Annotated in this window: 18 protein-coding genes and 1 other annotated feature; of the genes, 1 reads left to right on the top strand and 17 read right to left on the bottom strand. The window is 47.5% G+C overall.

What is annotated here, in order from left to right; genetic code table 11:
* Positions 1-9: 9 nt before the first annotated feature.
* The 12 genes from uvrC to CHL76_RS09755 all read right to left on the bottom strand — a co-directional run bounded on the left by uvrC (position 10) and on the right by CHL76_RS09755 (position 14,529).
* The gene (uvrC, locus tag CHL76_RS09810; protein WP_094908458.1) at positions 10-1,797 is read right to left on the bottom strand and encodes an excinuclease ABC subunit UvrC; all 1,788 of its coding nucleotides are present in this window, start codon (positions 1,795-1,797) and stop codon (positions 10-12) included.
* Between the two features lie 100 nt (positions 1,798-1,897).
* A complete protein-coding gene (trxA, locus tag CHL76_RS09805) occupies positions 1,898-2,212 on the bottom strand; it encodes a thioredoxin (RefSeq protein WP_022793132.1) in 315 nt (104 codons plus the stop codon).
* Between the two features lie 112 nt (positions 2,213-2,324).
* The gene (locus tag CHL76_RS09800; RefSeq protein WP_094908457.1) at positions 2,325-2,915 is read right to left on the bottom strand and encodes a TetR/AcrR family transcriptional regulator; all 591 of its coding nucleotides are present in this window, start codon (positions 2,913-2,915) and stop codon (positions 2,325-2,327) included.
* 248 nt (positions 2,916-3,163) lie between these two features.
* A complete protein-coding gene (locus tag CHL76_RS09795; protein ID WP_079477010.1) occupies positions 3,164-3,562 on the bottom strand; it encodes a DUF350 domain-containing protein in 399 nt (132 codons plus the stop codon).
* A gap of 26 nt (positions 3,563-3,588) precedes the next feature.
* The gene (locus CHL76_RS09790; RefSeq protein WP_094908500.1) at positions 3,589-5,946 is read right to left on the bottom strand and encodes an endonuclease MutS2; all 2,358 of its coding nucleotides are present in this window, start codon (positions 5,944-5,946) and stop codon (positions 3,589-3,591) included.
* A gap of 23 nt (positions 5,947-5,969) precedes the next feature.
* Complete coding sequence (gene polX, locus CHL76_RS09785; RefSeq protein ID WP_094908456.1) at positions 5,970-7,685, bottom strand: DNA polymerase/3'-5' exonuclease PolX; 1,716 nt, start codon at positions 7,683-7,685, stop codon at positions 5,970-5,972.
* Positions 7,686-7,822: 137 nt separating this feature from the next.
* Positions 7,823-8,395 carry a CvpA family protein gene (locus CHL76_RS09780; RefSeq protein WP_158219144.1) on the bottom strand — a complete coding sequence of 191 codons (573 nt, stop codon included), beginning with the start codon at positions 8,393-8,395 and terminating at the stop codon, positions 7,823-7,825.
* A gap of 5 nt (positions 8,396-8,400) precedes the next feature.
* The gene (gene zapA, locus CHL76_RS09775) at positions 8,401-8,652 is read right to left on the bottom strand and encodes a cell division protein ZapA (protein ID WP_022793126.1); all 252 of its coding nucleotides are present in this window, start codon (positions 8,650-8,652) and stop codon (positions 8,401-8,403) included.
* 117 nt (positions 8,653-8,769) lie between these two features.
* The gene (gene pheT, locus CHL76_RS09770; protein ID WP_094908454.1) at positions 8,770-11,193 is read right to left on the bottom strand and encodes a phenylalanine--tRNA ligase subunit beta; all 2,424 of its coding nucleotides are present in this window, start codon (positions 11,191-11,193) and stop codon (positions 8,770-8,772) included.
* 15 nt (positions 11,194-11,208) lie between these two features.
* Complete coding sequence (gene pheS, locus CHL76_RS09765; RefSeq protein WP_079475788.1) at positions 11,209-12,243, bottom strand: phenylalanine--tRNA ligase subunit alpha; 1,035 nt, start codon at positions 12,241-12,243, stop codon at positions 11,209-11,211.
* 49 nt (positions 12,244-12,292) lie between these two features.
* Positions 12,293-12,511 (bottom strand) — a binding site (T-box leader).
* Between the two features lie 55 nt (positions 12,512-12,566).
* Positions 12,567-13,364 (bottom strand): TrmH family RNA methyltransferase, encoded by a 798-nt coding sequence (locus CHL76_RS09760; RefSeq protein ID WP_233133329.1) that lies wholly within the window; start codon positions 13,362-13,364, stop codon positions 12,567-12,569.
* 76 nt (positions 13,365-13,440) lie between these two features.
* Positions 13,441-14,529: a M42 family metallopeptidase gene (locus CHL76_RS09755; RefSeq protein WP_079475786.1), complete on the bottom strand. Its 1,089-nt coding sequence runs from the start codon at positions 14,527-14,529 to the stop codon at positions 13,441-13,443.
* 266 nt (positions 14,530-14,795) lie between these two features.
* On the opposite strand from CHL76_RS09755, the gene CHL76_RS09750 reads away from it, so the two are divergent.
* Positions 14,796-15,203, top strand: coding sequence for a sigma-w pathway protein ysdB (locus CHL76_RS09750; protein ID WP_079475785.1), 408 nt, complete (start codon positions 14,796-14,798; stop codon positions 15,201-15,203).
* A gap of 43 nt (positions 15,204-15,246) precedes the next feature.
* Here CHL76_RS09750 and rplT read toward each other — a convergent pair whose 3' ends face one another.
* The 5 genes from rplT to mqnC all read right to left on the bottom strand — a co-directional run bounded on the left by rplT (position 15,247) and on the right by mqnC (position 20,082).
* Positions 15,247-15,603: a 50S ribosomal protein L20 gene (gene rplT, locus CHL76_RS09745; protein WP_079475784.1), complete on the bottom strand. Its 357-nt coding sequence runs from the start codon at positions 15,601-15,603 to the stop codon at positions 15,247-15,249.
* A 41-nt stretch (positions 15,604-15,644) separates the two neighbouring features.
* A complete protein-coding gene (rpmI, locus tag CHL76_RS09740) occupies positions 15,645-15,848 on the bottom strand; it encodes a 50S ribosomal protein L35 (protein ID WP_022793119.1) in 204 nt (67 codons plus the stop codon).
* A gap of 43 nt (positions 15,849-15,891) precedes the next feature.
* Entirely contained in the window at positions 15,892-16,446 is a 555-nt protein-coding gene (gene infC / locus CHL76_RS09735; protein ID WP_079475783.1) for a translation initiation factor IF-3, read from the bottom strand.
* A gap of 256 nt (positions 16,447-16,702) precedes the next feature.
* Complete coding sequence (gene thrS / locus CHL76_RS09730) at positions 16,703-18,643, bottom strand: threonine--tRNA ligase (protein ID WP_079475782.1); 1,941 nt, start codon at positions 18,641-18,643, stop codon at positions 16,703-16,705.
* 329 nt (positions 18,644-18,972) lie between these two features.
* Positions 18,973-20,082 carry a cyclic dehypoxanthinyl futalosine synthase gene (gene mqnC, locus CHL76_RS09725; RefSeq protein WP_079475781.1) on the bottom strand — a complete coding sequence of 370 codons (1,110 nt, stop codon included), beginning with the start codon at positions 20,080-20,082 and terminating at the stop codon, positions 18,973-18,975.
* Positions 20,083-20,190 lie beyond the last annotated feature (108 nt).

The following is a 20,190-nucleotide window of genomic DNA, read 5'->3' as shown; positions in this document are numbered from 1 at the left end:
GAACGCTTTTTATTTGGAAAGTGTAGAATCTTCTTCCAGCCTTTTCATCAGTTCCATAATAACGTCATCCGGAAGCGAAAGTTGTTTAAAATCCTCAAAGGATGCTTCCTTCATTTTTTTCACCGATCCAAAATGCTTCAAAAGCATCTGCTTCCGTTTTTGTCCAATTCCATTAACATCATCTAAAAGGGAAGAGAACATCGTTTTTCCACGCGTTTGGCGATGAAATGTAATCGCAAAACGGTGCACTTCATCCTGAACGCGCTGCAGCAGGTAAAAGGCGGAGCTGTGGCGTTCAAGCGGCACTCTTGCAGCTTCCTCCCCCATTAAAAGCTCTGACGTTCGATGCTTGTCATCTTTGGCAAGCCCGGCTACGGGAATATTTAGGCCAAGTTCGTCTTCGATAACGCTGACAGCTGCACTTAACTGTCCTTTTCCGCCGTCAATAAGAATTAGATCCGGAAGCGCGGCTTCGTCCTTTAACAGGCGGATGTATCTTCTTCGTACGACTTCCCGCATTGACGCATAATCATCCGGTCCCTGCACGTCTCTGACCTTATATTTTCTATATCCTTTTTTCCAGGGCTTGCCGTCTACAAAAGTAACCATTGCCGCTACTGGATCTGTGCCCTGTATATTTGAGTTGTCGAAGGCTTCCATGCGGTATGGCGTATCAATGCCCATTGCTTCTCCGAGCTGTTCAACCGCTTTAATTGTCCGCTCTTCATCCCGTTCAATCAATGCGAATCGATCACTGAGCGCCTGCCGCGCATTTTTCTCCGCCAAATCAAGCAGTTCTCTTTTCTGGCCGCGCTTTGGCTGCTGAACCCGCACATTTACAAACTGTTCAGCTATCGCTGCATCTACTGAGCCCGGGATGAATATTTCCGATGGCTTCATGTGCTGCTCCTGCATATAAAACTGTCCCAGAAAGGTTAGAAAATCCTCTTCCGGCTCCTGATACATTGGAAAAAGGGAAACGTCCCTTTCAATTAATTTTCCCTGTCTCACAAAAAATACCTGCACACACATCCAGCCTTTATCATAGCTGTAGGCAAAGACGTCTCGGTTAACCTGGTCTTTTACAGACATTTTTTGCTTTTCCATCACAGAGTCAATATGCTGTATTTGGTCCCTCAGTTCTTTGGCCCGTTCAAACTCCAGCTGTTCGGAAGCAGTCTCCATTTTGGTTTGAAGCTCCGCCCGGATTTCATGGTGGCCGTTGTTTAAAAAACGGGCGATCTGCTGAATCATATCGTCGTACTGGTCTCTTGTCACCGTAAACTCACATGGAGCCAGACACTGGCCGATATGATAATACAAACAGACCCGGTCTGGCATCGTCCGGCATTTACGCAGCGGATATAATTGGTCGAGCAGTTTTTTCGTTTCATTTGCCGCACCGGCATTCGGGTACGGGCCGAAGTATTTCCCCCCGTCCTTTTTTACTTTTCTCGTGATAATAAGGCGTGGATGCTCTTCGTTGGTAATTTTAATATACGGATAGGACTTATCATCTTTAAGAAGCACATTGTATTTTGGTTCATACTTCTTAATTAAGTTCATCTCAAGAATCAATGCTTCTAGATTAGAGGACGTCATAATATATTCGAAATCGGTAATTTCCATCACAAGCCGCTGGGTTTTTCCATCATGCGAACCGGTAAAGTAGGATCTCACCCGGTTTTTTAACACTTTTGCCTTACCTACATATATAACGGTACCGTGTTTATTTTTCATTAAATAACAGCCAGGCTGATCCGGCAGAATCGCCAGCTTTTCCTTTAATTGAGTCATGTGCCCAACCCCTCTTGGCGTGTAGTATCTATGGTGTTTTCCTTCTTTTAAAGAAAAGGAAACAAAAAACTGCCGGCCCAGAGACCAGCAGTTTCGTGTTTTACAAATGTTTGTTCAAAAGCTCCACCAGTTGTTCTTTAGGCTGAAAGCCGACAACCTGTTCGACGACTTCGCCGTCTTTAAAGATCATCAGAGTTGGAATGCTCATTACGCCGTATTTTCCGGCTGTTTCCTGATTCTCATCTACATCCAACTTAGCAATTTTAATTTGTTCGCCCATTTCTGTGTCGATTTCTTCTAGTACTGGAGCGATCATTTTACAAGGCCCGCACCACGGTGCCCAAAAGTCCGCAAGTACTACTCCGTCGGACGTTTCACCTGCAAAGTTTTGGTCCGATACATTGACAATAGCCATGAATGGTTCCTCCTTTATATCTCTATCTTTGCATTTATTCTTCGTTATTATAGCATTCCCGCGCTTTACTGGCTAACGTTTAGCTTAAACTTTTCCAATGGTGCTGCCTGGGCTATACTTCTGTCCGCAGCGCCTGATACATTATTTCCGAAAGCAGCGGGCCCTGGGCTGCCAGCGAATAGCTTCCCTTTTCCATCACCCACGTAGTGATGGCTTCATTGAGTATCCCGACAAAACAGATCCTGCCAATCTCTGTGGAAAGTGATCCAGGGAAGACCTGTTCTTCTTTTCCCCTGTTAATAATATCAATAACCGCCTGAAAAAATGGAGACAGTATGCGCTGCATATTGTCATGGATCTCCCCTTTTGTCTGCAAAAGTTCAAAGTGGGCAAGCGTAGCGAGCTCCGGTCGATTTTCCATGAATTCAAGCTGCAGCTGGGCCATTTCAAACAATTGCTCTTTGACAGAAATGGTTTTTTGCATAATTATCTCCAGCTTTTGCATGAACTGCTGCATATTCTCTTCAAAAATAGAGATTAATATATGCTCTTTATTATTAAAATACAAATAAATAGTTCCGTCTGCTACCTTTGCTTCTTTAGCAATGTCCGACACTTTCGCCTGGTGATAACCGTGCTCAGCTATCACTTTCATTCCTGCTTCGATGATCTGTGCATGCTTTCTGTTTGGATTTTTCCCCATTTTATCCGTCACCCTTTCAAACAAAACCATCCATCATGCCGGTTTTCGTTTCACCCTGACGAAATATGCCTTTAAAAACGCCTCACTCTCGTAACAGAGTAAGGCGCTTCTTGCGTTTGGGTAATACTGGCATAGTATTTAAGTTAGTTCTAAATGTACATAATCCGCGCAGGAATGTCAACCGAAACGCACTTAAATAGTCCTAAAAAATTAACTATTTGTGGCTAATAAATTACATTTTTTTCTATTTAAATGATAATCCCGGCTCCTATTACAAAAGATATTCCTACGGAAATAATAAAGGAAATGATTCCTACTGCACGGTTATCTTTACTGATTTCCTCATCGACTTTAAACATGGGAGTAAGAAATTCAAATATAAGATAGCTTAAAATTAATAGTACAAACCCAAAAAATCCCCACAAGAGCATAAACAAGATGCCGTCATTGTGCATGATGGAATAATGAAGAATGTTGGATACCCCAAACAGCTTTCCGCCGGTCGCAAGAGCGACAGCGATATTTCCTTTTTTTATTTCTTCCCAGTTACGATACGGGGTAATAATTTCAAATATCCACAAAAAGATTACCAGAGAGAGCACAGCAACGCTGAAGTTCCCGGCTGTATTTATAAAAGCATTGTCCATCCACACATCCACATGCACCCCTCCGCTTATTTAAGTTCTGCCACGGTGTTACCGATCCCGCCTTCGTTCATGCCGCCATCTCTGGTGGATTTGATACTGGGATGGTTTCTTAAATATTCTTTTACGCCTTTACGAAGCGCCCCCGTGCCTTTGCCATGGATAATGTGGACTTCACGGTAGCCAGCCAGCACCACTTCATCAAGATATTTTTCAAGGCGCTGCACCGCATCCTCGTACCTTTCACCACGCAAATCCAGCTCGGGCCTGGCCGGGGCGGCTGTAGAAGTTGTGGATACCTGTCGCTTGGGCTCTTTAGCGGGCTCTGATTTAAGCTTCTCCATTTCTTCAGGCTTCGCTGTCATTTTCATAATACCAAGCTGCACCTGGAATTCGTTGTCATTCACTTTTTCCACGATGTGTCCGCGCTGTCCGAAGCGAAGCACCTTCACTTCATCCCCTACTTCAAAGGTACGCTCCTTCTGTGCTTTTTGTTTCACTTGTTTTTGCTTTTTGGTCATCGCAGGAGCCGCCTGTTCCATCTGGCGACGGGCTTCAATCAGGCGGTGCTCTTTAATCTCGGCCCCTTCTTTCTGCATTTCCTTCAGCTCAGCAATAATTTCTTCCGCCTGGGCTTTCGCCTTATCAACTTCGTTCTTCGCTTTGCCTTCGGCGTTTGCGATAATCTGGTCCCGTTTTTGCAGCACTTCGTTCCAGGCATTATTTAATTCCTGCCAGAGTCTGGCCGCTTCCTGCCGGAGGTCATCCGCCTCCTGCCAGACTGATTCTGTTTCTTTTCTTTGTTCATCCAGGGAAGCAATCATTGTTTCGACCTGTTTTGTATCTGTGCTCATTTCTTTTTCCGCATTCGAAATAATGGCATCAGGAAGGCCAATTTGCCTCGAAATGGCAAATGCATTACTTCGGCCTGGCACGCCCACAAGCAGGCGGTAAGTCGGCCTCAATGTTTCCACATCAAATTCAACGCTTGCATTCATCACCCCGGCACGGTTATACGCATAGCCCTTCAGTTCACTGTAATGTGTGGTGGCGATCAGCTTCCCTCCGGCCTCCTGAACATAGTCCAGGATACTGACCGCAAGAGCCGAGCCTTCTTCCGGATCGGTGCCGGCGCCTATTTCATCAAACAGTACAAACGAATTGCTGTCCACCTGCTTAACAATATCTACAATATTTGTCATGTGGGATGAAAACGTACTTAAGCTTTGTTCAATCGATTGTTCATCCCCAATATCGGCAAATACTTTCGAAAATACAGCAGCTTCTGCTTCTTCTTCTGCGAGCACAAACAACCCGGACTGGGCCATAAGCGTAAGAAGCCCAGCCGTTTTCAGCGTTACGGTTTTGCCGCCTGTATTAGGTCCGGTAATAACAAGAGTTCCAAATTCGTCTCCAAGTTCCAGGTCAAGCGGCACCATTTCTTCCGGGTCAATAAGCGGATGCCGCGCCTCCATAAACCGGAATCTGCCTTCATCGTTCAGTTCCGGCTGCACTGCTTTTTGGTCTCTTGCATAGTAGGCTTTTGCGAATGTGAAATCAAGTTCGGTCAGCGTATTCATATTCACCAGAATCTCTTCCCCATCTTCAGCAATATACGAAGAAAGCTCCTGAAGAATCCGCTCAATTTCCCGCTGTTCTTTCACTCTTGCCTCTCTTAGTTCGTTATTCATCGAAACGACCGCCTGCGGCTCAATAAAAAGAGTAGCCCCTGTTGAAGACTGATCGTGGACAATACCGCCAAAAGACGAACGGTATTCCTGCTTCACCGGCAGCACGTACCGGTCATTACGTATCGTTACGATGGAATCCGACAGTCGTTTTTGCTGATCCGGTGACCTGGTATACTGTTCAAGCTTCGAACGTACCGACGATTCAAGGCTTCTCATTTGCTGGCGGAGGCCGCGCAGGGCAGAGCTTGCACTGTCAAGAACCACCCCGTTTTCATCTATACAATCCCGGATTTGCTTTTCAATCTCCGGCAGCGTCACTATCTGACGTACCAGACCTTCAAGCAGTGGAAGATCCACCGTTTCTTCTGTCATATCCAGAATAAATGAGCGTATCCGGCGCCCGGCGTACAGCGTATCCGAAACCTCGTTCAACTCACCGGCGTTCAGCATGCCTCCGATTTGCGCCCGGCGCACGTGGGCGTGGATCTGGCGTATACCGCCAAGCGGCGCCTGCCCCCGCAGCCGGATTACTTTGGCCGCTTCTGCGGTGAAGTTCTGTGCTTCTTTCGCTTCTCCCAGCTCCCGGTAGGGGTGCAACTGTTCTATCCGCTCTTTTGCCAGAGTCGAACCAGCATGAGCCTGCAGCTGTTCCTTCATTTTTTCGTATTCCAGCACACGAAGTGTTCTATCATTCACCAATGCTCACCTCTTTGGTTGTTCTATTGTTTCTTATGCTGCAGCCATTTCTTTAACTGCTCTGCAGACATCGTATTTATTACCTGGTCTGGCTGGAGAAGTGCCTTTTTCGCAATAGATATGCCAACATCCATATGATCAAGCATTCCAGAATTATGGGCATCCGTATTGATTGCAATACGGACATCGTGCTCGGCAGCTTTTCTCAGCCAGTCGGCTGAGAGATCAAGACGGTTGGGGTTGGCATTTAGCTCCAGTGCCGTATTCGTTTCGCCGGCACGCTTCATCAGCCGGTCCAAGTCCACCTTGTACCCATCCCGGCGTCCCAGCAGCCTTCCCGTAGGGTGTGCAATCACATTTACCTCCGGATGCTTCAGAGCCTGCTCCATCCTGTTCATAATTTCTTTTTCTGATTGGGAAAAGGAGGAATGGATGGAAGCAATGACAACATCGAGCTCTTTGAGCACGTCATCGTCAATATCAAGCGTTCCGTCAGGCCGGATATCCATTTCAATACCGGCAAAGATTTGAATATTTTTTTCTTTTTCTCTGACGTTTTGTATTTCTTCCATCTGCCTGCGGATTCTGTCTTCATCCAGTCCATGGGCAATGCGGAGATACTTGGAATGGTCCGTGAGCGCCAGCCATTCATAGCCGTGTTTTTTCACTTCTTCCACCATCTCCCGAATTGAAAGAGAGCCATCGCTCCACGTAGTGTGCATATGAAGATCACCGCGGATGTGTTTTTTTTCTATATAAGGATACGGCTCTTGGAACGTATCCGTTTCGCCTCTTCCCAGTCGTGCTTCTGGCGGAATAAAATACAGGCCAAAGTGAGCGTAAAATTCGGTTTCATCCTGAAACGTTGTTTTACGTCCGTCTTTGTCTTCAATGCCGTATTCGCTTAATTTTTCATTTCGTTCCTTTGCGAGCTGACGCATCTGCACATTATGGTCCTTAGAGCCGGTGAAATGATGCAGGGTGCTCGCAAAATCTTCTTCCTCCACCAGACGAATGTCTACTTGAACATTATATTCCCCTTTAATTTCAATGCTGACCTTGCTTGTGCCATCGTTAATGACTTTGGCTACTTCGGGCAGCTCTACCAGTTGTTTACGAACATGTTCCGCATCTTTTACACTCATAATATAATCCAGGTCCTTCACTGACTCTTCCACCCGGCGAAGACTGCCCGCCCGCGCATATTTTCGTACATCTCTCACTGTTTCAAGAGACGCTTCGAGCTTTTGGGCCATTTCAAGCATATAGGCAATCGGAAGCCGTTCCGGACGCTTTCCTTCCTCCGCGAGCGCTTCCAGTATTTTCTGCTCCGTTTTCGCCCCAAAGCCTTCGAGACTCTGAACTTCGTGGGTTAAACACGCCTGCTCCAGTGAGTCCCGGTCTGTTATGTCGAGCTCCTGATAAAGCTTTGACACTTTTTTTCCTCCGAGCCCTGGAAGCTTCAGCAGCGGAATCAACCCCTCCGGAACTTCTTCTGTCAAAGTGTTCATCAATTCAGTTTCCCCGTTATTTTCCCGCCATTCCTTTATTAAAGCAGCTGTTCCTTTACCGATGCCCTTCAGAGTGCCTGCCTCATCGATTTCACCCAGCGAACGCTCATCGTATTCAAGTGCCTGTGCTGCTTTGCGGTAGGCAGAAATTTTAAAAGGATTCTCTCCCTTAATTTCCATATATACAGCGATTGTTTCCAAATGACCGATAAGATCTTTTTTATTCATGCTAATCTCCTCCACACGTCAGCTTTAATCATGTTAGGCATTCTTTTTTGAGTATAACGGGAGTTAACAATTCTGTCTAAATTCATGCCGCCGTGCTGAAGACATAAAAACAGACTCCCCTGTGACACGCAGGGAAGTCAACCTTCATTCTCTATTGGGCCATCCATGTTCCCGGGCTCTTCCGGCATGATTTGCTCGTACCAGCCGGAAAGCCATGGGGTGTCATGTAATATAAAGTTCGCGATTACCGAGTTATTCACTACTGGTTCAAGGGCCGGAAATGGCATCAGCATTGCTGCAGCCAGAACAATAAATAAAATAACATACGTTTCCAGTACACCTAGCACACCGCCAAGCCAGTAATTGATCGTTCTCAGCACCGGCAGCCTGGCGATACCGCCTGCCGCTCCGGTTAAAAAGCCGGCAACAATACGGGTGCCAACAAATAAGAGAAGAAAAGCGATAGAATAATAAAACAGGCTGCGGGTGTCAAAAGCAGCCAGGAACGACCCTTCCGGCTGCTGGCCAAACGGGTAGGGGATCCATTGTTCTAGCATCTGTGCCACTTCTTCATAAAATAAAAACGCAACAACGAATGCTGCAACCAGGCTGACGAGGCGGAGCAGCTGAAGAACAAAGCCCCGCTGAAGCCCCGTGAAAAAGCTGCCGATTAAAATCACAACAAGCAGAACATCTATTACTATTTCCATAAGCATTATCCTTCAGAATCTTTGTCCTTGTTCACTTCTTCTTTAAGTTTAATATAATCATCCACTACATTTAAAGCCGTCAAAACCGCGAGGCGCGTTGTATCCAAATAAGGATTGTATGCTTTATATTCCTTCATTCTCTTATCTAAATAATTGGCTACCTGATTAATATGCGAGGGTTGTTCATCACCGACAATCGTGTACTGCTGGCCGTATATTGTAACCGTAGTGCGTTTTTTACTTTGATCATCAGCCACGTTTTCCGCCCCCTGTTCTTAAGTGTGCCTTTTCTTTAATAGTAACAGAATAAAAAGGCTCTGAATATATTTCCCTGTGAAGCTGCTTCGTTAAACCGCCAGATGCCCGCCAGCCATTTACTGCCTGAGCTCTGCCCCCGTTTTTTCTTCCAGCATGCGAAGGACCTGGTCGTGGGCAGAGGTGACTTCTTCATCAGTCAGCGTCCTTTCCGGATCCAGATACACAAGGGTGAACGCCAGGGACTTTTTGCCGGGCGTCAAATTTTCGCCCTGATAAACATCAAATAAAGAAGTGCTGTATAATGTGCTGCCGCCTGCGGCCTCGATCACATTTTTCACGTCAGCTGCAGGAACGCTTTCATCTACGACGATCGCAATATCGCGGGTAGTGGAAGGAAACCTCGGCAGCGCTTGATAACGCACCGGTGTTTCAGCTGCCTGAAGCAGGGACGTTAAATCAACCTGGAGAGCGTACGTTTCGGCAATATCCCAATCCCCGGCGGTCGTTGGATGGATTTGGCCGACATAGCCCACTGTTTCTCCATCGAGCTGGATGTCAGCTGTGCGGCCGGGATGCATATCACTGCGTTCAGCCAGAGTAAACGAAGCACGGCTTTCCACGTGCAGTTCCTCAAGAATGCCTTCTGCAATTCCCTTTATCACATAAAAATCTGCTCTTTTTGTCTCTCCCTGCCATAAGTGGCTTTCCCACCTGCCGCTTACTACCGCAGCAAGCATAATGCGTTCTTCCGGCTGAACGGCGGCACGTTCTTCTTCGGAAAGAAACACCGAGCCCATTTCAAATAGGGCAATGTCCTTCGTCTGGCGGTTGCGGTTATAGCTGACTCCTTCAAGCAGCTGTGGAATCAGGCTCTGACGCAGCACTCTGCGGTCTTCGCTCATCGGCATAGTCACTTCCATCGTATGCTTTTCCGGATAAAGCGTAAAACGTGAGGCAGAGCCGGCAGTCGTCAGGGAATAGGTGACAGCTTCACTCAAGCCGGCACTTTCCAAAAAGCGGCGAACCGTCCGCTTTCTTTTTTGTTCCGCCGTTAAACTCCCAGCCGTCGTTGCCCCTTTTGGCAGTGTACTCGGAATGTCCTGATAGCCGTGCATACGGGCGATTTCTTCCGCCACGTCCTCTTCGATGTGAATATCCGGACGTCGGCTTGGGATATATACTTCGATACTGCCCGTTTCTTTATCAGCCACTTGAAAACCAAGGCGTTCGAGAATATGGACCATCTCTGAACCACTGAGCTCCATTCCCAGCAGCTGATTGATGCTGCGGTCGCTCACCGTGACCCACCGGCCGCCAGGCTTTCGATGATCCTCCTGTTCGATGCCCTGCAGAATAGAAGCCCCCGCGTGTTCAGCAAACAAATACGCTGCCCGGTCTGCTGCCTGCTCTACCCTTTCTGTGTCGAGACCCCGTTCATAACGGACACTTGCATCGCTTCGTATCCGTGTATCTTTGGAGGCCTGGCGAATTAATGACGGATGAAACAGAGCTGCTTCAAGCAGGATATTTGTCGTCCCGTCGCCGACTTCTGAGTGCTCTCCGCCCATCACTCCTGCGAGCGCCGTCGGCTTTGTGCCGTTGGTTACGACTAAATGTGCACTTGAAAGGTGATGCTTATTGCCGTCAAGCGTCTGTATTTCTTCGTCTTCGAACGCTCTGCGCACAAGTACTTCGTCAGAGCCGAAAGCGTCAAAATCAAACGCATGCAGCGGCTGTCCATATTCAAGCAGCACGTAGTTGGTAATGTCCACGATGTTGCTAATCGGCCGGATGCCTGCAGCCATCAAACGGTTCTGCATCCAATACGGAGAAGGCTTCACCTGGATGTTTTCGGCAACTCTCGCCCCGTAATAAGGGGTGTCCTCCCCGTTTTCGATTTTCACATTGACCGCAGCCGACGCAGATTTATCGCTTTCTTTTACAGAGGTCCTAGGAAGCTTCACGGTACGGTCGAGCTGGGCTGCTACTTCATATGCAACCCCGAGGACGTTCAGGCAGTCGGCACGGTTTGGCGTAATATCGAGATCCATTACCGTGTCATCCCAGCCAAGGGCTTTTATTGCGTCCGAACCGGTTTCCGGATTTTCATCAAAAACAAAAATGCCTTCAGCCACATGTTTTGGAACCAGCTTTGCTTCCATACCGAGCTCCTGGAGGGAGCAAATCATGCCATTGGACTCCTGGCCGCGGATGTCCGTCGCTTTAATTTCCATGCCCCCAGGCAGCACGGTGCCTGGCTTTGCAACTACAACCTTCTGCCCGGCCGCCACATTATCAGCGCCGCAGATAATCTGCACCGTCTCTGCTCCCTGATCCACCTGGCAGATGTTTAAACTATCAGCGTCGGGGTGCTTTTTGGCCTCGACAACGTAGCCGACCACACATCCCTCAATTGGTTCGGAGCGCCGGTACAGAGCGTCCACCTCTACGCCTCCCGTAGTCAGGCGGTCGGCAATTTCCTCGGGAGCAATATCTTCAATATCTACATAATCTTTCAGCCACTTATATGAGATCAACATGTCTGTATTCTCCTTTTATACTCGAGTGAATTGTTTTAAAAAGCGCATATCGTTCGTGTAAAAATGCCGGATATCATCGATGCCGTATTTTAAGAGGGAGAACCGTTCCACTCCCATGCCAAAGGCAAAGCCGCTATAGATTTCGGGATCAAAGCCGCTCATTTCAAGCACACGCGGGTGTACCATTCCACACCCGAGCACTTCGATCCATCCAGTATGCTTGCAGATGCGGCAGCCTTCACCTGCACAGATGCCACATGAAACGTCAAGCTCTGCAGATGGCTCTGTAAACGGGAAGTAACTCGGGCGGAGACGGATTTCTCTTTCCTCCCCGAAATATTCCTTCACGAATGTTTCAAGCACTCCTTTCAAATCACTCATTCGAATATTTTCGTCAACCATCAGCCCCTCAATTTGCATAAACTGATGGGAATGGGTAGCATCATCATCATCCCGGCGGTATACCTTGCCCGGGCAGATGATTTTCACCGGGCCTTTGCCTTGGTGACGCTCCATCGAACGGGCCTGGACGGGAGAGGTCTGCGTACGCATCAGCAGATCGCTGCTGACATAAAAAGAGTCCTGCATGTCCCGGGCCGGATGATCTTTTGGCAGATTCATCGCTTCAAAGTTATAATAGTCGGTTTCTACTTCCGGGCCTTCTGTCACTTCAAAGCCCATCCCGATAAATATGTCTTCGATTTCTTCAACCACGCTTGTCAGCGGGTGCTTCGCCCCGCGTTGGACCGGGCGTCCGGGAAGTGTCACGTCCAACGTTTCATTTTTGAGTTTTTCCTTTAATGCTTCGTCAGCAAGCATTTTCGTCTTTTTCTCCAGACGCTCCTGGATGGCTTCACGTACTTCGTTTCCCTTCTGGCCGACCACAGGACGCTCTTCCTTGGACAGCTGCCCCATTCCCCGGAGCACTTCCGTAATAGGACCTTTCTTTCCTAAGTATTTTACTCTCACCTGCTCCAATTCTTTTGTATCTCCAGCTTTTTCAATCTGCTGCAGCGCTTCCTGCTGCAGCTCTTCCAAACGTTCTATCATATCCTGGTTCCCTCCATTTTTATGCCAAATAAAAAGAGCCCTCTCCCTGAAAAGGGACGAAGGCTCGCGGTACCACCCTTGTTAGCTGCAGTGCACAGCTCACTTTCCTGTAACGACAGGTTCCGGCACGCTTTTCTTCCACGAGGAATACTCCAGCGGCTGCTCCGAAGTGAATTCACAAATCCTTACTGTAAGGTATTTTCAGTCCACGATACCTTTTCCCTGGTCAGCAGGAAGCAATGCTACTACTCTTCATCTGCGCATTTGTGTTTATACGTTTCAATATGCATTATTATAGAAAAAGCCCGGCCCAATTGCAACCATCACCAATCCGTCTGCTTCAAATGGTACAGCAGGATGCCGGCTGAAACCGCAGCGTTTAATGATTCTGCCTGTCCCGGGATCGGAATATACAGGTTCTGATCGGTCCGCTCGAGCCATTTCTTTTGCACACCTGCTCCTTCATTGCCAATGATTAACGCAAAATAGGGCTGCGGCTCCAGGGCTGAATACGACGTTCCTTCTTCAAGTGAAGTCCCAAAGCACGGAATATCCGTTTCCTGCAGCCATTCCAGCCATTCGCCCAGATCCTCCTGCAGAACCGGAACATGAAACAGTGATCCCTGCGTCGCCCGGACCACTTTTGCATTGTATGCATCCACTGTGCCTGCCCCGAGAACAACTACACCTTTTCCAAGCGCGTCGACCGTCCGGATGATTGTTCCCAAATTGCCAGGGTCCTGAATGCTGTCGACTAAAACAAAAAAAGAATACCCGCCGCTTTTGACATTGGAAAATTCAGGAACCCTGCATACAGCTACGATATTTTTCGGCGTTTCGGTCGAGCTGATTTCTTTCATGACGCTTTCTGTTACTTCCGTTGCCGGAGTTGGTATTTCATTAAAAACCTGTGGCCACTCTTTGTGTTCTTCGATGAAAATTTCTTCAATCCAGGCCTGCGACTGCACGGCTTCTGTTAACGCGTGGTCTCCTTCAATTAAAAAGAGGCCCGATTTTTCCCGTTCTTTACGTTTATGAAGTTTTTTTATTTCTTTTACTTTTGGATTTTTTGCCGACTCTATCCGCTTCACTTCGTTGTCTCCCCCAGTATTTTCTCTCATCGTAGCACATTTTGCCTGGCGGCAGTAAGAAAACGAATAACCTTTCCATCCGTAATGGAAGGAAAGGTTATTATTTTTATGCGTCGTACGTTAACGAATCTACTGTCTTCCGGTCTAAGCGCTTAGCAATTTCTACGATTAACTGCACGGCATGCTCAAAGTCATCCCTGTGCAGAATAGCCGCATGGGTATGAATATAGCGGGTCGGAATTGTAATAGCCATCGATGGCACTCCTTCTCCGGATAAATGAATAGAGCCGGCATCGGTGCCTCCGTTCGCCATCATGTCGAACTGAAAAGGAATTTCTTTTTCTTCAGCTACTCCTACAACGAAATCACGCAGTCCCTTGTGGGCGATAACAGAAGCATCCATCATCAAAAGCTGCGGTCCTTTGCCAATTTTTGCTTTAGCCTCGTTGCTTGCCACACCCGGAGTGTCACCGGCAATGCCCACGTCAACAGCAAAGCCAATGTCGGGCTGAATTTGGTTGGTTGCTGTTTTCGCACCGCGAAGGCCGACTTCTTCCTGAACTGCACCGACACCATAAATTTCATTCGGATGGGATTCGTTTTCGAGACGTTTGAGTACTTCGATTGCAATGGCACAGCCAATGCGATTATCCCAGGCTTTTGCCATTAGAAACTTTTCATTATTCATCACTTCAAAATCACATACCGGCACGACCGAATCGCCTGGGCGTACGCCGAAGGATTCTGCTTCTTCTTTACTCGAAGCCCCGATATCAATAAACATATCTTTAATTTCCATCGCTTTCTTGCGCTGCTCTGCCGGTAGAATATGCGGTGGTTTAGAACCGATGACACCAGTAATATTTCCTTTTTTCGTCATTACCCTCACCCGCTGGGCGAGCATCACCTGGCTCCACCATCCACCAAGAGTCTGAAATTTCAAGAAACCATTTTCATCAATCCCCGATATCATAAAACCAATTTCGTCCAGATGGCCGGTGATCATCAATTTCGGACCGCCCGCCTGGCCGGTTTTTTTAGCGATAAGGCTTCCGAGCCGATCGGTACTCATTTCATCAGCATACGGTGAAATGTACTGAGTCATCACTTTTCTCGGTTCCTGTTCGTTCCCCGGAACGCCGTTTGCGTCCGTGAGGTCTTTTAGCATCTGCAATGTCGGATCTAATTCTGCCATTTCATGCTGCCTCCTTTATGTATGGTTGTTTTACGCACACATGCAAAGGGAAAATATCATTAATGTCTTAAACTAATATTCTCATCAATACAAGCAGTGTGGTACAGGTTCTTCCATATTCAGTATAAAGAACTTTGCCCCGGGGCTCAAACATAATCTATCTTGCCCGGGTTCAGGTGAAACTTTTTAATATACTGTGCGTATATATTAGAAATGCTGAGGCTCATGTACGCTTAATCCGGTATATGCAAAGGAGGGTGTAAAGATTGGGAATTCTTTTGCGACTGCTGTTGCTGATTGCTCTCATTATAATCATATATTCGTTTTGGAAATACTGGAATAATTCAAGAAGAAAATTAGAAGCCGCCCATCAAAAAAAACAATTCTATCTGCTTGATGACCAGCAAAACGTACGTAAAAACCTGCTCGCTACGCATAAAGGCGTCATGTTTGAAGGAGAGAAATACGTAGGTACGACCGAAAAAGCATTTGAAGTGGTTACGATTTCGCTCTGGGTGATTGAAAGTGAGCATTTGCGCGGCTTCCAGCGGGAGGATTTCACCTTCCTTGAGCGGGAAATTCTTGCTCTTTACCCGGAGGCTGCCATTGAATGGAACAGCCCGGTGAAAGAGTTTATGCAGCAGCTTGAAGCGGAGCGGCCGGGAAAACGATAAAAAGCGGAACGCCCTATTGACGGGCGCTCCGCTTTTTTGCATTTTAGTTTAGGTTTGATTTCGCTTTTTCAGCAAGTTCTGCGAATGCTTTCTCGTCGTTTATCGCGAGGTCTGCGAGCATTTTACGGTTCATTTGAATACCGCCCTGCTTCAAACCATGCATCATGCGGCTGTAAGACAAGCCATTCAACCGCGCTGCTGCGTTGATACGCGCGATCCAGAGCTTACGGAATTCGCGTTTGCGCTGGCGACGGTCCCGGTAAGCATACTGCAGGGACTTCATTACCTGTTCCTGCGCTGTTTTAAACAGCGTATGCTTTGAACCTCTATATCCTTTCGCGAGTTTTAATACTCGTTTACGTCTGCGACGTGCCACATATCCGCCTTTTACTCTTGGCATCGTCAACCCCTCCTTAGCTTATATTAATTATTTGGTCTTGCTTATTTTTTCGTTTTCGGCAGTAGTGTCTTGATACGCTTGTAGTCGGATTTGGAAACAAGCTCCGGTTTACGAAGGTTACGCTTTTGCTTTTGGGATTTATGCGAAAACATATGGCTCGTGAATGCGCGTGCGCGTTTTACACGGCCGCTTCCTGTTTTGCGAAAACGTTTTGCTGCTCCGCGGTGAGATTTCATTTTTGGCATAAGTGACATCCTCCTTTTTTAATATAACGGGAAAAACCGCTGTCTACTCTTCTTTGCTGGATTCTTCTTTTTGTTCACGTTCCTGTTCTGCTTTTGGAGCAAGCATGAGGAACATGCTGCGGCCGTCCATTTTTGGCTTCGTTTCAATCGTACTCACGTCTTCACACTCTTTCGCAAACCGGTCCAGTACTTCTTTACCAATGTCAGAGTGGGTGATCATACGACCGCGGAAGCGGATAGCTGCTTTTACTTTATCGCCTTTAGATAAAAACTTCCGTGCATTGCGAAGTTTTGTATTAAAGTCGTGTTCTTCGATGCTCGGGCTCAAACGAACTTCTTTAACATTGATCGTTTTTTGCTTTTTCCGGGCTTCTTTTTCTTTTTTCTGCTGTTCAAAACGGTATTTACCGTAATCCATAATACGGCAGACAGGCGGTTTCGCATTTGGAGCGACAAGAACGAGGTCAAGGTTTTCTTTCCCGGCCAGCTCTAAAGCTTCATTTCTTGATTTTACTCCAAGCTGCTCTCCGTTAGCGTCGATGAGTCGAACTTCACGGGCACGGATGCCCTCGTTTACCTTTTGGTCCTTACGAATAATAAGCCACCTCCAGAAATTTAGTGCGCGGGGCTTCCACGCAAATGCTTACCATTGGCACAACGAAAAAACGTGCAGGCACCCTCTGAAGCAGAGAAGCGCCCACACGTATACAGAATATATGCTCTACACATTCAATATATTGATAAAAACCAGCCAACGTTTGTCGGTCAGGTGAGAAGCGGGCGCTTCTTCTTTAGGGATTAATTATTTTCACACTAGGACATCTTAGCACGGAGCCAATAAAGCGTCAACCATTTTAGCGATATTCATTAATGGCCCCAGTTACATTTTCCACAAAATCTTCTAACGGCTGCGATTCTGAGTCCTGCTGGCCGTACCTTCGTACATTTACGGCGTTTGCTTCCTGCTCCTTGTCTCCGAGCACAAGCATGTAAGGTATTTTTTGCGTCTGGGCTTCACGGATTTTATAGCCGAGTTTTTCATCCCTTGTATCCACTTCCACCCGGACATCTGAGGCCTGGAGCGCCAATTCCACTTCTTTGGCATAATCAAGGTGCACATCAGGAGAGACCGGTATAATTTTTACCTGGACAGGAGACAGCCACGTCGGCAGGGCGCCTTTATATTCTTCAAGCAGAAAAGCGATGAAGCGTTCCATGGTGGAAACGATTCCCCGGTGGACTACTACCGGGCGATGCTCGCCGCCGTCGCTTCCGACATACGTGAGATCAAAGCGTTCAGGCAGATGGGTGTCAATCTGGACGGTCGAAAGCGTCTCTTCCTTGCCCATCGCTGTTTTCACCTGCACGTCCAGCTTCGGGCCGTAAAATGCTGCTTCTCCTTCGGCTTCTACATATTCAGCATCAATAGCATCCATCGCTTCTTTAAGAATACGTTCGGAATTCTCCCACATCTGGTCGTCGTCCACATATTTTTCTTTATCTTCCGGATCCCGGTAGGAAAGCCGGAAGGTGTAATCTTTGATGCCAAAGTCATGATAGACTTCACGAACGAGCCGTACAGCACGGATGAATTCATCCTTCAGCTGGTCAGGACGGGCAAAAATATGCCCGTCATTTAGCGTCATCGCCCGTACTCTCTGCAGTCCGGCAAGCGCCCCGGATTTTTCATAACGGTGCATTGTTCCAAGCTCTGCAATGCGTACCGGCAGATCGCGATAGCTGTGTTTCTTATTTTTGTACACCATCATATGGTGTGGACAGTTCATCGGCCGGAGTACGAGTGTTTCATTATCCATTTCAATCGGAGGAAACATATCATCCTGGTAGTGGTCCCAGTGGCCCGATGTTTTATAGAGTTCAGACGAGCCGAGCACCGGCGTATACACGTGGTCGTAGCCAAGACGCACTTCTTTATCTACAATATAGCGTTCGATGATCCGACGGATCGTCGCGCCATTTGGAAGCCAAAGCGGCAGGCCCTGGCCTACTGTCTGGCTGGTCGTGAATATGTCGAGCTCTCTGCCTATTTTACGGTGGTCCCGCTCTTTAGCCTCTTCAATCATTTTCAAGTGATCATCCAGTTGGGACTGCTTTTCAAACGCCGTCCCGTAAATACGCTGAAGCATTTTATTATTGCTGTCCCCGCGCCAATAAGCTCCAGAAATATTCATCAGCTTAAACTTTTTCAGCTTAGACGTCTGCGGCACGTGGACGCCCCGGCATAAATCGACAAATTCGCCCTGCCGGTATAGTGCAATTTGCTCTCCTTCCGGAATGTCTTCGATCAATTCCAGCTTCAATTCATCGCCAAGCTCTTTAAAAAAGCGGATCGCTTCGTCCCGGGACACTTCCTCACGAATAATTTCAAGATTTTCATCGACGATTTTATTCATTTCTTTTTCGATTTTTGGCAGGTCTTCCGGAGTTAGCTGATGCGGCATGTCAATATCGTAATAAAAGCCGTTTTCAATTACTGGCCCCACCCCAAGCTGTACGTCATCAAAAAGCCGTTTCACGGCTTGGGCCATCGCATGTGCCGTACTGTGCCGGAGTACTTCAAGCCCTTCCGGCGATTGGTACGTGATGATTTCGATCTGTCCATTTTCCCTAAGTGGCGTGCGGAGATCGACCATTTTTCCATTCATTTTCCCTGCCAGTGCGTTCTTTTTCAGTCCGGAGCTGATCCCGCCGGCTACTTCCTCTGTCGTTGTGCCAATGTCATATGATTTTTCATTTCCGTCTGGAAATATGAGGTTGATTGTCTGTTCTGCCAATGTGAATTGTCCTCCTTTTGTAACTGTAATAAACAGAAAAATACATAAAGAGCCCGCCCCTCGAAAGGGGCGGGCTCAGCCGCGGTTCCACCCTAGTTTCCGCCCCACTCGCAGAGACGACTCTATCCGGGTAACGGCCGGGGACCCGCCGACAGATACTAAGGTTCCCTGCCGGAGCTCCGAGGGGGTAAAAATAAAACGGTTCGTGGAGAACTTTCAGCCGCGGTTCTCTTCTCTGGGACGCCTGTTTTATTTTCATGTCCTCTTCTTTGCATTTTCCTTTTCGCTATTTCAGCATAGCGAAAAGCTCCTTATCATGCAACCAGTAGTTAATTTTGCATAACAAAGTCTTTTTCGCTGTTTTCTTCTCCTTCAAACACACGGAGTGTATGGTACTTCGTATTCCGCTGCGCTGGCGTGTAGCCTGCTTCCCGTATTAAACGAAGGATCCGGTTGATGTTTACCTTGTGGGTGGTGCCCGCTGAAGAAACGACGTTCTCTTCCATCATCGTACTGCCAAAGTCATTACAGCCGTAGGAGAGGGAGCGCTTCCCTGTCTCTGGTCCAGCAGTCACCCACGAGGACTGGAAGTTCGGGATGTTGTCCAGGAATAAGCGCGAAATGGCTACGTTCCGGAGATAACCCTCTGGTGTAATACGTTCGCCTTTCATGCTCGTGTAGTCCTGCTGGAAGGTCCAGGAAATGAATGCCAAAAAGCAGTTGGATTCGTCCTGGGCCTCACGAATGCGCCAAAGGTGTTCGGCCCGTTCTTCGTTTGATTCGCCAAAGCCGATGACCATCGTTGCGGTACCGTGCATGCCAACTTCTTTAGCCATTTTCATGCAGTCGATCCATTGGTCGGCCGTGCACTTCAGCCGGCTGATCCGTTTTCTTGTTTTCTCTGTAAGAATTTCGGCACCGCCGCCAGGAAGAGAGTCGAGCCCTGCTTCATGCAGAGCCGTCAGTACTTCTCTCAAGGAGAGGCCGGATACTTCCATCATTTTGTACACCTCTGCCGGAGTAAACGAGTGCATCGTCACATCCGGAAAATGGTTTTTTATTTTCTTGAGCAGGTTTGTATAGTATTCAAATGGGAGATTCGGGTTGGTCCCTCCCTGCATCAAAATTTCGTCTCCTCCAACGTCCTGGAGTTCTTTAATTTTCTGCAGAATCTGGTCATCTGAAAGAAGGTAGCCCTCTTCTGAGCCCGGGCGGCGATAAAATGCACAAAAGCGGCAGAATGTATCGCAGACGTTGGTGTAATTGACATTTCGTCCTATGTTAAAGGTAGCAACAGGCTCGGGATGCCAACGTTTTTTAATTTCATTTGCTGCCGCTCCCATTTTTTCTATTTCATCGCTTTCATACAAGCGCACAGCGTCGTCCATGGTCAGTCGTTCTCCGTTTAATGCACGTTCTAATATTCCATCAATGCTCATTTTTGTATACCCTCCAGAAAATTCCTTTGTGGCGCTCGCATGAAAATACCGCGAATCCAACCCATTTTCTGCATGCTGGGCGCTATCATCATGTTAGCATATTTATTT

Source organism: Marinococcus halophilus (genome assembly GCF_002265875.1).
Taxonomy (GTDB): domain Bacteria; phylum Bacillota; class Bacilli; order Bacillales; family Marinococcaceae; genus Marinococcus; species Marinococcus halophilus.
This window is presented reverse-complemented; position numbering and strand designations above follow the sequence as displayed.